Here is a 13,914-nt window from a genome sequence, read left to right as displayed (position 1 = left end):
GCGCGGGCGGGGGGCGCGCCCCCCCCCCCCCCGCACGCCCGCGCGCCCCCCCGGCCTCGATCGCGCCGCGCTCCCCGGCCCGGCGCGGGATCCACACCAGCCGCGCGCCGGTCGCGGACGCGGCCCGTACGGCGGCGGTGAGGCCACCGGCGACCGTGGCCAGCCGTTCACCGACGACGATCACCGAGCCCTCGGCGCGCAGCGCCTCGGCAGCCTTCGCTCCGGGCTCCTCCAGGCCAATCCCGCTCGCCAGCGCGTCCAGCCATTCGGTCTCGGTGCCGGGTGCGGCCGGCAACAGCGTGCCGCCCGTCTTCTCCAGGCCCCGGGTGGCGTGCGTGGCCAGCGCGAACACCTTCTGCTTGCGCTTGCGCCAGGCCTTGCGCAGCCGCAGGAAGACGCCCGGCGCCTCCTCCTCGGACTCGAAGCCGACCAGCAGGACGGCGGGCGCCTTCTCCAGGGACGTGTACGTGACGCCCGTACCGTCGAGGTCGTGGCCGTGCCCGGCGACCCTGGCGGCCAGGAAGTCGGCCTCCTCGCCGCTGTGCACGCGCGCGCGGAAGTCGATGTCGTTCGTGTCGAGGGCCACGCGCGCGAACTTGCTGTAGGCGTAGGCGTCCTCGATGGTCAGCCGTCCGCCGGTCAGGACACCGGTCCTGCCGCGCGAGGCCAGTAGACCCTGGGCGGCGATCTGCAACGCCTCGGGCCACGAGGCCGGTTCGAGCTCGCCCTCGGCGTTGCGCACCAGCGGGGTCTCGAGCCGGTCCTTCAGCTGCGCGTACCGGAACGCGAAGCGTCCCTTGTCGCAGATCCACTCCTCGTTGACCTCGGGGTCGTTGGCGGCGAGCCGCCGCATGACCTTGCCACGCCGGTGATCGGTGCGGGTGGCGCAGCCGCCGGAGCAGTGCTCGCACACGGAGGGCGAGGAGACCAGGTCGAAGGGGCGGGAGCGGAAGCGATACGCCGCCGAGGTCAGCGCGCCGACCGGGCAGATCTGGATGGTGTTCCCGGAGAAGTACGACTCGAAGGGGTCGCCCTCACCGGTGCCGACCTGCTGGAGCGCGCCCCGCTCCACCAGTTCGATCATCGGGTCGCCCGCGATCTGGTTGGAGAACCGGGTGCAGCGGGCGCACAGCACGCACCGCTCGCGGTCGAGCAGCACCTGGGTGGAGATCGGTACGGGCTTCTCGTACGTCCGCTTGCGGCCCTCGAAGCGGGACTCGGCGTTGCCGTGCGACATGGCCTGGTTCTGCAGGGGGCACTCGCCGCCCTTGTCGCAGACCGGGCAGTCCAGCGGGTGGTTGATGAGCAGCAGCTCCATCACACCGTGCTGGGCCTTCTCGGCGGCCGGCGAGGTGAGGTGAGTCTTCACGACCATCCCGTCCGTGCACGTGATCGTGCAGGACGCCATGGGCTTGCGCTGGCCCTCCACCTCGACGATGCACTGGCGGCAGGCGCCGGCCGGGTCGAGGAGGGGATGGTCGCAGAAGCGGGGGATCTCGATGCCGAGCTGCTCGGCGGCGCGGATGACCAGGGTGCCCTTGGGCACGCTGATCTCCACGCCGTCGATCGTCAGCGTGACGAGGTCCTCCGGCGGGACCGCCGCCTCTCCCCCTCCCGCGGGAGCGCTGGTGGTCACGGTCATGCGTTCACCTCCGGGCGGTCTGCCCAGGCCGTCGACTTGGCCGGGTCGAAGGGGCATCCCCGGCCCGTGATGTGCTGCTCGTACTCCTCGCGGAAGTACTTGAGCGAGGAGAAGATCGGCGAGGCGGCGCCGTCACCGAGGGCGCAGAAGGACTTGCCGTTGATGTTGTCCGCGATGTCCGCGAGCTTGTCGAGGTCGGACATGACGCCCTTGCCGGCCTCGATGTCGCGCAGCAACTGGACGAGCCAGTAGGTGCCTTCGCGGCAGGGCGTGCACTTGCCGCAGGACTCGTGGGCGTAGAACTCCGTCCAGCGGGTCACGGCACGCACGACGCAGGTGGTCTCGTCGAAGCACTGCAGGGCTTTCGTGCCGAGCATGGAACCCGCGGCGCCCACTCCTTCGTAATCAAGAGGGACGTCGAGGTGCTCGTCGGTGAACATCGGCGTCGAGGAGCCGCCCGGCGTCCAGAACTTGAGCCGGTGCCCGGGGCGCATCCCGCCGCTCATCTCCAGGAGCTGGCGCAGCGTGATGCCGAGCGGGGCCTCGTACTGGCCGGGGCTGGCGACATGGCCGCTGAGTGAGTAGAGCGTGAAGCCGGGGGACTTCTCGCTGCCCATCGACCTGAACCATTCCTTGCCGTTCTGCAGGATGGCGGGAACCGACGCGATGGACTCGACGTTGTTCACAACAGTCGGGCACGCATAGAGGCCCTCGACGGCAGGGAAGGGGGGACGGAGCCGCGGTTGACCACGGCGGCCTTCGAGCGAGTCGAGCAGCGCGGTCTCCTCACCGCAGATGTACGCGCCGGCGCCGGCGTGCACGGTGAGCTGGAGGTCCAGTCCGCTGCCCAGGATGTTCTCGCCGAGGTAGCCCGCCGCGCAGGCCTCGCGCACGGCCTCGTGCAACCGCCGCAGAACGGGGACGACTTCACCACGCAGATAGATGAAGGCATGCGACGACCTGATGGCGTAGCACGCGATCACGATGCCCTCGATGAGGCTGTGCGGGTTCGCGAAGAGGAGCGGGATGTCCTTGCAGGTCCCGGGCTCCGACTCGTCGGCGTTGACAACTAGATAGTGCGGTTTTCCATCCCCCTGCGGAATGAACTGCCACTTCATTCCGGTCGGGAATCCCGCGCCGCCGCGCCCGCGCAGACCGGAGTCCTTGACGTACGCGATCACTTCGTCCGGGGACATGGCGAGCGCCTTGCGCAGCCCCTCGTACCCTTCGTGCCTGCGATACACGTCCAGCGTCCAGGACCTGTCCTCGTCCCAGAAGGCCGACAGCACGGGTGCGAGCAGCTTCTCCGGGCTGGTGTCCTTGAGGTCGGCTGCCACGCTCATCACTCCCCCTCCTCGGCGGTGGGCCCTGCCGGGTGAGCCGGGTCGGAGGCCGATGTCTCCTGCGGCGCGTCATGTGAGCTGAGGTGCTCGGCCGGCGACGGCTCGTGCGCCGTCCGGTCCTGCGGCTCGTCGTGCGGTCCGCCGTCCCGCGGATGCACCACCCGCGCGGGTGCGGTCTCTCCCCTCGCCAGGCGAAGGCCCACCAGCGAAGCGGGTCCCGCGCTGCCGCTCTCCTCGACGGCCCCTGGCCGCTCGTCGGGGAAGCCGGCCAGGATGCGGGCCGTCTCCTTGAAGGTGCACAGGCGCGCACCGCGCGTGGGCTCGACGGGCCGTCCCTCACGGAGGTCGTCGACCAGACGCTTGGCGCTCGCCGGGGTCTGGTTGTCGAAGAACTCCCAGTTGACCATCACGACCGGCGCGAAGTCGCAGGCCGCGTTGCACTCGATGTGCTCCAGGGTGACCTTGCCGTCGTCGGTGGTCCCGCCGTTGCCGACGCCGAGGTGCTCCTGGAGGGACTCGAAGATCGCGTCGCCGCCCATCACCGCGCACAGCGTGTTGGTGCAGACGCCCACCTGGTAGTCACCACTCGGCCTGCGCCGGTACATGGTGTAGAAGGTGGCGACCGCGGTGACCTCGGCCGTGGTCAGGTCCAGCATGTCCGCGCAGAACCGCATCCCGGTGCGCGTGACGTGTCCCTCCTCCGACTGCACGAGGTGCAGCAGCGGCAGGAGGGCCGAGCGGGAGTCGGGGTAGCGCGCGATGACCTCGCGCGCGTCCGCCTCCAGCCGGGCTCGGACGTCGTCCGGGTAGCCGGGCGCGGGCAGCTCGGGCATGCCCAGGCTGACGCCCCGCTCCGAAGAACTGGTGGTCACCGGTCGACGCCTCCCATCACGGGGTCGATGGACGCGACGGCGACGATGACGTCGGCGACCTGGCCGCCTTCGCACATGGCCGCCATGGCCTGCAGGTTGGTGAAGGACGGGTCCCGGAAGTGGACCCGGTAGGGGCGGGTGCCGCCGTCGGACACGGCGTGCACCCCGAGCTCGCCCTTGGGCGACTCGACGGCCGCGTACGCCTGTCCCGGCGGAACGCGAAAGCCCTCGGTGACCAGCTTGAAGTGGTGGATCAGGGCCTCCATCGAGGTGCCCATGATCTTCTTGATGTGGTCGAGGGAGTTGCCCAGTCCGTCCGGTCCCAGGGCGAGCTGGGCGGGCCAGGCGATCTTCTTGTCGGCGACCATGACCGGTCCGGGCTGCAGCCGGTCCAGGCACTGCTCGATGATCCGGAGCGACTGGCGCATCTCCTCGAGGCGGACCAGGAAGCGGCCGTAGGCGTCGCAGGAGTCGGCGGTCGGGACCTCGAAGTCGTAGGTCTCGTAGTCGCAGTACGGCTGTGTCTTGCGCAGGTCGTGCGGAAGGCCGGTGGAGCGCAGGATCGGGCCGGTGGCGCCGAGGGCCATGCACCCGGCCAGGTCGAGGTAGCCGATGTCCTGCATACGGGCCTTGAAGATGGGGTTCCCGGTGGCGAGCTTGTCGTACTCCGGGAGGTTCTTCTTCATCTTCTTCACGAACTCGCGGATGTGGTCCACCGCGCCGGGCGGCAGGTCCTGGGCGAGTCCGCCCGGGCGGATGTACGCGTGGTTCATCCGCAGGCCCGTGATGAGCTCGTAGATGTCGAGAATCATTTCACGATCACGGAATCCGTAGATCATGATCGTGGTGGCGCCGAGCTCCATGCCTCCGGTGGCGATGCACACCAGGTGGGAGGACATCCGGTTCAGCTCCATCAGGAGCACCCGGATGATCTTGGCGCGCTCGGTGATGTCGTCCTCGATGCCGAGGAGCTTCTCGACGGCGAGACAGTACGCGGTCTCGTTGAAGAAGGACGTCAGGTAGTCCATGCGCGTCACGAACGTGGTGCCCTGCGTCCACGTGCGGAATTCGAGGTTCTTCTCGATTCCGGTGTGGAGGTAGCCGATGCCGCAGCGGGCCTCGGTGACCGTCTCGCCCTCGATCTCCAGGATCAGACGGAGCACTCCATGGGTGGACGGGTGCTGGGGACCCATGTTGACGACGATGCGCTCGTCGTCGGCGCGGGCCGCGGACTGGACGATCTCGTCCCAGTCGCCACCGGTGACCGTATATACGGTGCCCTCGGTGGTCTCGCGCGCCGAGGCGGCCGAGGCCGCGGATGCTGACTGCGTGCTCACGAGTACGACCTCCGCTGGTCCGGAGCCGGGATCTGGGCGCCCTTGTACTCGACGGGGATGCCGCCGAGGGGGTAGTCCTTGCGCTGCGGATGGCCCTGCCAGTCGTCCGGCATCATGATCCGGGTCAGGGCCGGGTGACCGTCGAAGACGATCCCGAAGAAGTCGTAGGTCTCGCGCTCGTGCCAGTCGTTGGTCGGGTACACGGAGACCAGGGACGGGATGCGCGGGTCGCCGTCCGGGGTGCTGACCTCCAGGCGGATCAGCCGGTTGTGGGTGATCGAGCGCAGGTGGTAGACGGCGTGCAGCTCGCGGCCCTTGTCGTGCGGGTAGTGGACGCCGCTGACGCCGGTGCAGAGCTCGAAGCGCAGGGCCGGGTCGTCGCGCAGGGTCTGGGCGACGCGGACCAGGTGCTCGCGCTCGACGTGGAAGGTCAGCTCACCACGGTCGACGACCGTCTTGTCGATGGCGCTCTCGGGCAGGAGTCCCTGTTCCTCCAGGGCGCCCTCCAGCTCGTCGGCGACCTCGTCGAACCAGCCGCCGTAGGGGCGGTTGGCGGGTCCCGGGAGCCGGACCGAGCGGACCAGGCCGCCGTAGCCGGAGGTGTCGCCGCCGTTGTTGGCGCCGAACATGCCGCGCTGGACGCGGATCTCCTCGCCGCCCTGACCGCGCTGGCCGGGGAGGTTGTCGGTGGCGAGGTCCTTCTCGGGGTTCACGCCGTTCGAAGAACCGCCGGTGCCGTTCGCGTCGCTCACCGCAGCAGCCCCTTCATCTCGATCGTGGGCAGGGCCTTGAGCGCGGCCTCCTCCGCCTCCCGCGCCGCTTCCTCGGCGTTCACGCCGAGCTTGGAGGACTGGATCTTCTGGTGGAGCTTGAGGATCGCGTCCATCAGCATCTCGGGCCGGGGCGGGCAGCCGGGCAGATAGATGTCGACCGGGACGATGTGGTCGACGCCCTGGACGATCGCGTAGTTGTTGAACATGCCGCCCGAGGAGGCGCAGACGCCCATGGAGATCACCCATTTCGGGTTGGGCATCTGGTCGTAGACCTGTCGCAGCACCGGCGCCATCTTCTGGCTCACCCGGCCCGCGACGATCATCAGGTCCGCCTGCCGCGGCGAGCCGCGGAAGACCTCCATGCCGAAGCGCGCCAGGTCGTAGCGGCCGGCGCCGGTCGTCATCATCTCGATGGCGCAGCATGCGAGGCCGAAAGTGGCGGGGAAGACGGACGCCTTGCGCACCCAGCCCGCGGCCTGCTCGACGGTGGTCAGCAGGAAGCCGCTCGGCAGCTTTTCTTCGAGTCCCATGTCCTTAGGCCCCTCAGTCCCATTCCAGACCGCCGCGCCGCCATACGTACGCGTACGCGACGAAGACGGTGAGCACGAAGAGCAGCATCTCCACGAGCCCGAAAACACCCAGGGCGTCGAAGGTGACGGCCCAGGGGTAGAGGAAGACGATCTCGATGTCGAAGACGATGAAGAGCATCGCCGTCAGGTAGTACTTGATCGGGAAGCGCCCGCCGCCGGCCGGCGTGGGGGTCGGCTCGATACCGCACTCGTAGGCTTCGAGTTTGGCGCGGTTGTACCGCTTCGGACCGATCAGCGTGGCCATGACCACGGAGAAGATCGCAAAGCCTGCCCCGAGGGCTCCCAGTACGAGGATGGGCGCATACGCGTTCACCGCTCCTCGCTCCTCTCAGTCGGCACTGACTGCTGGCGGGTTCCTGTGGGCCCGCTTCCGCCCCACCCGTCCCACGCCCCCCGCTCGTCCGGGCGAAGATCGAGAACATGTGAAGCAGGTCACAAGCCCAACTGCCTCGCATCCTATGCCCGCGACTCTGTGATCTGCGACACGGGGTATTGCACAAGCTTTGTGATCTCCACCACCTGACGAAGGATCATGAAGTCGGATGATCGGTGATCTTCGCACCCGAAGCGTTCAGCTGATCACCAGAAGTGACATTTTCGCTCGTCATCGCAGGCCGGAGAGGGCGTCTCAATATCAAGAGGGTTCCTCTGCATGCAAATTGGTGTTGGGTGCGGTGTCCTGCTAGAGGACCCCGTTCACACGTCAGGGGGAGCTGCGGGGTGGGGTGTGGACGCGTGCACGCGTTCACGAGCTCGGCGGTGATCGATCCGCGCGCGGGACGCAGCCCTTTCGGTGACCGTTCCGTGACCTGCGCCACATCCGTGAGGGTCGGATGAGAGCCGGGCTTGGCCACCGACCCCAAGCAGTGGTAGGTGCGGGGCAATTCGGGCGTAATAACGAAAGGGCATGATCACGGGCTTGATCACGGACGTCCGCAATGTCCGTTACGGCGTCAATAAAGAGCGACACGCCCGGGCTTCGGGGCCTCGATTGAACAACTGTGGCGCAGCACACGTTTCTTGAAGATATGAAGGAGCCCCTGGTACCCGTTATTCCCATGTCCCACACCGCTCACATACGCAGCCACCGGAAGCCCCGCAACCGCAGCGCGTCGACGATCGCGATGCGGGCCGGAGTTGCGGGTGGCGTCCTCAGCCTGGCCGCCGCCGGCGCGTCGGCGTCGGCCTACGCCGACGAGCCTGTGACGCAGACCCTCGAACTGCCCACCCTGACGGCCGACATGGCCACCCAGGTCGCCCAGTCCGCGGACGCCACGCAGCAGGCCGCCGCGAACTACCAGCTGCAGGCCGAGCGCGACGCGGCCGCCGCAAAGGCCGCAAAGCAGGCCAAGGCGGACCTCGCCGACGCGAAGCAGAAGGCCGAGGCCAAGAAGAAGGCCGCCGAGGACGCCCGCAAGGCCGCCGCCGCGCGCGCCAGCCGCAACGCGGAGCGGACCACGCTCTCCACCACGGCGAGCACCGGCACCTCCACCTCCACGAGCACTTCGACGGCCACCGGTTCGGCCGCGGCGGTCATCTCCTTCGTGAAGGCGCAGATCGGCAAGTCCTACGTCCTGGGCGCCACCGGCCCCAGCGCCTACGACTGCTCCGGTCTCGTGCAGGCCGCCTTCAAGCAGGTCGGCATCAGCCTGCCGCGCGTCTCGCAGTCCCAGTCGACCGCAGGCACCCAGGTCTCGCTGAGCAACCTGCAGCCGGGCGACATCCTCTACTGGGGCAGCGCGGGCAGCGCGTACCACGTGGCGGTGTACGTGGGCGACGGCATGTTCGTCGGCGCGCAGAACCCGTCCACCGGCATCGTGGAGAAGCCGCTGTCGTACGACCCGCCGACCGGCGCGGTGCGGGTGCTCTAGGAGCACGGACGGCGAGCACGACGCCGCACACACGTGAAGGGCCGCAGCCGCTCGGGGGCAGCGGCCCTTCGGGCGTTCCTGGCATGCTCGGCCGGGGCCGGAGGCCACCAGGGCCCGGCCACGAGCCGAAGGAGACTGTCATGCCGAGCGTGTTCGTGCAGGGGCGACCCGTCGCGTCCCATCCCCCGCTCGCGCCGGAGGCCCGGCGCGGGTCGGTGCGCCGTATCACCGAGGTCGGTGAGGAGGTCCTGCACAAGCCCTGCCGGGACGTCACCGAGTTCGGGCCCGACCTCGCGGCGCTCATCGACGACATGTTCCTGACGATGTACATCGCCGACGGTGCGGGACTCGCGGCGAACCAAGTCGGTGTCGATCTGCGGATGTTCGTGTACGACTGCCTCGATGATGACGGTATCCGACATGTCGGACACATCATCAACCCCGTCCTGGACCCGCCGGCCCGCTCCGGGCGGCGGCTGCTCGACGAGGGCGAGGGGTGCCTGTCGGTGCCCGGTGCCGTGATGTCCGTGCCCCGCCCGGACCGGGTCGTGGTACGCGGGCAGGACAAGGACGGCGGCCCGCTCGTCATCGAGGGGACGGGGTACTTCGCGCGCTGCCTCGCCCACGAGACCGACCATCTCGACGGTCATGTGTACCTGGACCGGCTCTCCCGGCGGGAGCGCAAGGAGGCGCTGCGGCAGGTGGCGGACCGCCGGGACGAGGTGCTCGCCCGACGGGCCGCCAGGACCGCGGCGCCGGCCGGCCGGGAACCGGAGAAAGGGCCGGCCGGCCGGGAAGAGGGGCGCTGACCGGCCGGGTCAGGCCTTCGGCGCCACCTTGCTCAGCCCGTTGATGATCCGGTCCATCGCGTCGCCGCCCGTCGGGTCGGTGAGGTTGGCCAGGAGCTTCAGGGTGAACTTCATCAGGAGCGGGTGGGTCAGGCCTCGCTGGGCCGCGATCTGCATGACCTTCGGGTTGCCGATGAGCTTCACGAAGGCGCGGCCCAGCGTGTAGTAGCCGCCGTAGGTGTCCTTGAGGACGCGCGGGTAACGCTGCAGGGCCAGTTCGCGCTGGCCCGGCGTCGCCCGCGCGTGCGCCTGGACGATGACGTCGGCGGCGATCTGGCCGGACTCCATGGCGTAGGCGATGCCCTCGCCGTTGAAGGGGTTCACCAGGCCGCCGGCGTCGCCGACGAGCAGCAGGCCCCTGGTGTAGTGCGGCTGGCGGTTGAAGGCCATGGGCAGGGCGGCGCCGCGGATCGGGCCGGTCATGTTCTCCGGGGTGTAGCCCCAGTCCTCCGGCATGGAGGCGCACCAGGCCTTCAGGACCTCGCGCCAGTCCAGCTCCTTGAAGGAGTCGGAGGTGTTCAGCACGCCGAGGCCGACGTTCGACGTGCCGTCGCCCATGCCGAAGATCCAGCCGTAGCCCGGCAGCAGGCGGTCCTGCGGGCCGCGGCGGTCCCACAGCTCCAGCCAGGACTCCAGGTAGTCGTCCTCGTGACGCGGGGAGGTGAAGTAGGTACGGACCGCGACGCCCATCGGACGGTCCTCGCGGCGGTGCAGGCCCATCGCCAGGGAGAGCCTGGTGGAGTTGCCGTCGGCGGCGACCACCAGGGGCGCGCGGAAGGTGACTTCCCGCTTCTCCTCGCCCAGCTTGGCCGTCACACCGGTGATGCGGCCGGTGCGGTCGTCGACGATCGGGCCGGAGACGTTGCAGCGCTCGTACAGCCGCGCGCCCGCCTTCTGGGCGTTGCGGGCCAGCTGCTCGTCGAAGTCGTCGCGCTTGCGGACGAGCCCGTAGTTCGGATAGGAGGCGAGATCCGGCCAGTCGAGCTGGAGCCGGGAGCCGCCGCCGATGATCCTCAGGCCCTTGTTGCGCAGCCAGCCGGCCTCCTCGGAGATGTCGATGCCCATCGACACCAGCTGCTTCACGGCACGCGGGGTCAGACCGTCGCCGCAGACCTTCTCGCGCGGGAACTCGGTCTTCTCCAGCAGGAGTACGTCGAGGCCGGCCCGGGCGAGGTGGTAGGCGGTCGTGGAGCCGGCTGGCCCCGCGCCCACGACGATCACATCGGCGGTGTGGTCGGAGAGGGGCTCGGTCACGGCGGGATCTCCCCAAGGTTCGAAATCTGCGTGCCGACCGGCACTGGACATGGGCAGTCTATTCAGCACGATCGATCACCGGCTGAAGGGCTGCCCCGTGAACCGAGCTCTCCCCGCAGTACGGCTGCGCGTGCCCACCCACGAGGACGCGTTCGCCTGGCACCGGGTCTTCGCCGACCCGGACGTCATGGAGTTCCACGGCGGCAGGGCCGCGGAGCTGTCCGTCTACGAGGAGCTCACCGCCCGCCAGCGCCGGCACGACGCCGAGCGCGGCTTCTGTCTGTGGTCCATGCTCGACGAGTCCGGCGAGGTCATCGGCTTCACGGGTGCCCAGCCCTGGGAGCGGGAGTGGGGCCCGACGGGCGAGACCGAGATCGGCTGGCGGCTCGGGCGGGCGCACTGGGGCAAGGGGTATGTCACCGCGGCCGCGCGGGAGACCCTGGAGCGGCTGCGAGCGGCGGGGGTGCCGAGCGTGGTGGCGATGGTGGACGCCCGCAACGAGCGCTCCATCGCGGTCGCCCGGCGGCTGGGCATGCAGCGCGCGGAGGTCTTCATGACGCCGGAACAGGAAGGGCGCACACCACGGGAGGGGCACTGCTACCGACTCGGCCTGTGACTCAGGGTAGTTGACTGTCACAGAAAGACACCGAACGCTTCCGGAGCGGGACGGGCCGGAGTTACCCTTCCAGTACCGCTGGGGGTGACATCTGTGCGCATAACACCCAAGACGCCCGAAACGCGCGTACCACGGCTCGTCGGCCTGATGGCCGTGGACGCGCGGCAGACGGCCCAGGCGTGGGGCCTGTCCCTCAACGCCCCGGACCGGCCCGACTTCCACCTCACGGTCGTCGACTACGTGGTACGTCAGTACCCGCAGCCCGGCGCCGAAGTGCCACGGGACTCCATGGTCTACGTGTGGTTCGACTTCGGCGACGGCGAGGGTGGCGGAGGCGTGCGCGAGCCACGCGTCCCGAGGCCGCCCCGGGGCGGGCTGCAACGCGAACTCGACGAACCCGGGGACGCCTTCGAGGTGATCAGCTCTCCTTGAAGCCCCGGTGCAGGGCCACCACGCCGCCGGTGAGATTCCGGTACGCCACCTTGGACCAGCCCGCCTTGCGCAGCCGCTCGGCCAGCGCGGGCTGGTCGGGCCAGGCGCGGATGGACTCGGCGAGGTAGACGTAGGCGTCCGGGTTGGAGGAGACGGCCCGGGCGACCGGGGGCAGGGCGCGCATCAGGTACTCGGTGTAGACCGTCCGGAAGGGCGCCCATGCCGGGTGCGAGAACTCGCAGATCACGACCCGCCCGCCGGGCCGCGTGACCCGGTACATCTCGCGCAGCGCGGCATCCGTGTCCTGCACGTTGCGCAGCCCGAAGGAGATCGTCACCGCGTCGAAGGTGTCGTCCTTGAACGGCAGCCTCGTCGCGTCCCCGGCGGTGAAGGGCAGCCAGGGGTTGCGCCTCTTGCCGACCTGGAGCATGCCCAGGGAGAAGTCGCAGGGGACGACGTACGCACCCGTCTGCGCGAAGGGGAGCGACGAGGTGGCCGTGCCCGCCGCCAGGTCCAGCACCTTCTGCGCGGGGCGCGCGTCGACCGCTTTCGCGACCTCCTTGCGCCATCGCCGGTCCTGGCCGAGTGACAGCACGTCGTTCGTCAGGTCGTACCGTTCCGCCACGTTGTCGAACATCGAGGCGACTTCGTGCGGCTGCTTGTCCAGGGATGCGCGGGTCACGGGCCCATTGTGGCAGCAGGGGCCACGACCGCACGGCAGCGCCCTCGGCGTCGTCACGGCAGCTTCGCCATGAGCGTGCCCGCCAGAGCGAACGTGATCCCCGTGGAGGGGGAGACCATGCCGCACCGGCCCCACCCGAATCGTGCATGGGTGACGACGCGGACGAGGGCCACGCGGTGGACCCGTTGCCCTGTTTGCGGCGGCGACCGTGCCCGGCGGCGCGACTTTCGACGGCGGGTTCGCACCGCGTTCCCCGGATATCAGGGAGCCTTTGTGTCTCGAATTCTCGGTGAACGGCATGAGCCGTCCATGAGAGACCCCTCGACCTGTCGTCTTCCTGTGAGAATCCCCGAACTCGCCCGCAACTCACCCCGAAAAGACGAGAATTGTCCCGTGGCGGCCGGCCGGTGCGTGAGACGTTTCCATACGGGAAACGCACGTCGTTTCCGTCCCGAGGCAGAAATCACGAGAGCGGGTACATAGGCAATGAGGAGTTTCCTGATCCCGGCGGCCGGTTTCACCTGCGTGTTTGCAGTGGCCGTCACGGGATGCTCCGCGACACCGGAGCGGTCGTCCTCCGGGGCACCGCGGGCGGCGGCCTCGACCACCTCGTACGCCCCCTACGTCAGTGCCACGGAGGCCTCCGGCACCGACTCCGCGGGCTCCCCGGCGACGTACAACCTGGCCTTCGTGATCTCGGACGGCAGCGGCTGCACGCCGAAGTGGGACGGCACGGACGCCATCACCGACCCGGCGGTGAAGTCCCGCGTCTCGGCGCTCAAGCGGGACGGTGCCACGGTCCGCGTCTCCTTCGGCGGGGCGTCCGGCAAGGAGCTGGCCCGGACGTGCGGCAGCGTGTCCGGGCTGGCGGCCGCGTACGGCAGGGCGCTGGACGCGGCAGGCTCTTCCCGGGCCGACTTCGACATCGAGGGCGGCACGCCGGCCGACTCGGCCTCGGTCGCCCTGCGTTCGCGGGCGATAGCGCGGCTCCAGCGGGAGCGCCCTCGTCTGAAGGTGACCTTCACCCTGCCGGTGATGCCCTCCGGCCTGGACCCGGACAGCCTCGCGCTGCTGGAGTCCGCGAACGAGTACGACGTCCAGGTCACCGGCGTCAACATCATGACGATGAACTACGGCGAGTCGTACGACGGTGACATGGGCGGCTACGCCCTCGCGTCGGCCAAGGCTGCCCACACCCAGCTGATGGAGGTCTTCGGGCTGTCCGCCGCGGACGCCTGGCGGGGCATGGCGCTCACCTCGATGATCGGCGTCAACGACGTCGCGGGCGAGACGTTCACGCTCTCCGACGCGGCCCGGGTAAGGAAGTTCGCCGAGGACAAGGGGATCGCCTGGGTGTCGATGTGGTCCGCCTTCCGCGACCGCCCGTGCGCGGGCGGGCAGTCCTCGCGGGGCGCGGCGCCGGACAACTGCAGCGGGGTGAAGCAGAGTTCGGGAGCCTTCGCGCGGGCGTTCGCGGGCTGAGCCGGCGCGCCCGGTGCCCGGGGGTTCCGGGTGCTTCCCGAGCGGGCGGCGGCATGTGCCGTGATCATCGGCCGCGGTTAACCACAACTCCGCCGATAACGGACGCCACGCATGTACCGGCGCCGCGCCGGGCCAGTTCGGCGCGGTGCGCGGCGTCGTACAGGGCGTATCG

14 protein-coding genes are annotated in these 13,914 nt (G+C 69.6%); 5 read left to right on the top strand and 9 right to left on the bottom strand.

Features of this window, described 5'->3' with window-relative positions; translation table 11 throughout:
• The 7 genes from ACFW2E_RS25490 to ACFW2E_RS25460 all read right to left on the bottom strand — a co-directional run.
• A partial coding sequence (locus tag ACFW2E_RS25490) for an NADH-quinone oxidoreductase subunit G (RefSeq protein WP_384469396.1) occupies positions 1-1,642 on the bottom strand: 1,642 nt, incomplete at its 3' end.
• Positions 1,639-2,988 carry an NADH-quinone oxidoreductase subunit NuoF gene (nuoF, locus tag ACFW2E_RS25485; RefSeq protein WP_384469395.1) on the bottom strand — a complete coding sequence of 450 codons (1,350 nt, stop codon included), beginning with the start codon at positions 2,986-2,988 and terminating at the stop codon, positions 1,639-1,641. The genes ACFW2E_RS25490 and nuoF, both read right to left, overlap by 4 nt.
• Positions 2,985-3,857 carry an NADH-quinone oxidoreductase subunit NuoE gene (nuoE, locus tag ACFW2E_RS25480; RefSeq protein WP_384469394.1) on the bottom strand — a complete coding sequence of 291 codons (873 nt, stop codon included), beginning with the start codon at positions 3,855-3,857 and terminating at the stop codon, positions 2,985-2,987. Before nuoE ends, nuoF begins: the two co-directional genes overlap by 4 nt.
• The gene (locus tag ACFW2E_RS25475) at positions 3,854-5,194 is read right to left on the bottom strand and encodes an NADH-quinone oxidoreductase subunit D (RefSeq protein WP_384469393.1); all 1,341 of its coding nucleotides are present in this window, start codon (positions 5,192-5,194) and stop codon (positions 3,854-3,856) included. The genes nuoE and ACFW2E_RS25475 overlap by 4 nt, the downstream gene beginning before the upstream one ends.
• Positions 5,191-5,946 carry an NADH-quinone oxidoreductase subunit C gene (locus ACFW2E_RS25470; protein WP_384469392.1) on the bottom strand — a complete coding sequence of 252 codons (756 nt, stop codon included), beginning with the start codon at positions 5,944-5,946 and terminating at the stop codon, positions 5,191-5,193. Before ACFW2E_RS25470 ends, ACFW2E_RS25475 begins: the two co-directional genes overlap by 4 nt.
• Positions 5,943-6,497 (bottom strand): NADH-quinone oxidoreductase subunit B family protein, encoded by a 555-nt coding sequence (locus tag ACFW2E_RS25465; protein WP_007383964.1) that lies wholly within the window; start codon positions 6,495-6,497, stop codon positions 5,943-5,945. Before ACFW2E_RS25465 ends, ACFW2E_RS25470 begins: the two co-directional genes overlap by 4 nt.
• Positions 6,498-6,510: 13 nt before the next feature.
• Positions 6,511-6,870, bottom strand: a complete 360-nt coding sequence (locus ACFW2E_RS25460; RefSeq protein ID WP_007383963.1) for an NADH-quinone oxidoreductase subunit A — start codon at positions 6,868-6,870, stop codon at positions 6,511-6,513.
• A 745-nt stretch (positions 6,871-7,615) separates the two neighbouring features.
• Between ACFW2E_RS25460 and ACFW2E_RS25455 the strand changes: the two genes are divergently transcribed.
• Both ACFW2E_RS25455 and def read left to right on the top strand, forming a co-directional pair.
• Positions 7,616-8,428, top strand: a complete 813-nt coding sequence (locus ACFW2E_RS25455; protein ID WP_384469391.1) for a C40 family peptidase — start codon at positions 7,616-7,618, stop codon at positions 8,426-8,428.
• A gap of 140 nt (positions 8,429-8,568) precedes the next feature.
• Positions 8,569-9,237 carry a peptide deformylase gene (gene def / locus ACFW2E_RS25450; protein ID WP_384469390.1) on the top strand — a complete coding sequence of 223 codons (669 nt, stop codon included), beginning with the start codon at positions 8,569-8,571 and terminating at the stop codon, positions 9,235-9,237.
• A gap of 9 nt (positions 9,238-9,246) precedes the next feature.
• Here the strand turns inward: def and ACFW2E_RS25445 are convergent, their stop codons facing one another.
• On the bottom strand, positions 9,247-10,581 hold the full coding sequence (locus ACFW2E_RS25445) for a geranylgeranyl reductase family protein (RefSeq protein WP_384469389.1): 1,335 nt from the start codon (positions 10,579-10,581) through the stop codon (positions 9,247-9,249).
• 46 nt (positions 10,582-10,627) lie between these two features.
• Between ACFW2E_RS25445 and ACFW2E_RS25440 the strand changes: the two genes are divergently transcribed.
• Both ACFW2E_RS25440 and ACFW2E_RS25435 read left to right on the top strand, forming a co-directional pair.
• The gene (locus ACFW2E_RS25440) at positions 10,628-11,146 is read left to right on the top strand and encodes a GNAT family N-acetyltransferase (protein WP_384469388.1); all 519 of its coding nucleotides are present in this window, start codon (positions 10,628-10,630) and stop codon (positions 11,144-11,146) included.
• A gap of 93 nt (positions 11,147-11,239) precedes the next feature.
• Positions 11,240-11,578, top strand: coding sequence for a PASTA domain-containing protein (locus ACFW2E_RS25435; protein WP_384469387.1), 339 nt, complete (start codon positions 11,240-11,242; stop codon positions 11,576-11,578).
• Here the strand turns inward: ACFW2E_RS25435 and ACFW2E_RS25430 are convergent.
• Positions 11,565-12,260 (bottom strand): demethylmenaquinone methyltransferase, encoded by a 696-nt coding sequence (locus ACFW2E_RS25430; protein ID WP_384469386.1) that lies wholly within the window; start codon positions 12,258-12,260, stop codon positions 11,565-11,567. The genes ACFW2E_RS25435 and ACFW2E_RS25430 overlap by 14 nt on opposite strands.
• A gap of 486 nt (positions 12,261-12,746) precedes the next feature.
• On the opposite strand from ACFW2E_RS25430, the gene ACFW2E_RS25425 reads away from it, so the two are divergent.
• Entirely contained in the window at positions 12,747-13,742 is a 996-nt protein-coding gene (locus tag ACFW2E_RS25425; RefSeq protein ID WP_384469385.1) for a chitinase, read from the top strand.
• The last annotated feature ends 172 nt before the right edge of the window (positions 13,743-13,914 follow it).

The organism is Streptomyces sp. NPDC058964, assembly GCF_042741275.1.
Classification (GTDB): domain Bacteria; phylum Actinomycetota; class Actinomycetes; order Streptomycetales; family Streptomycetaceae; genus Streptomyces.
Note: the sequence above shows the minus strand (reverse complement) of the source record. Positions and strands in the feature narration are given on the sequence as shown.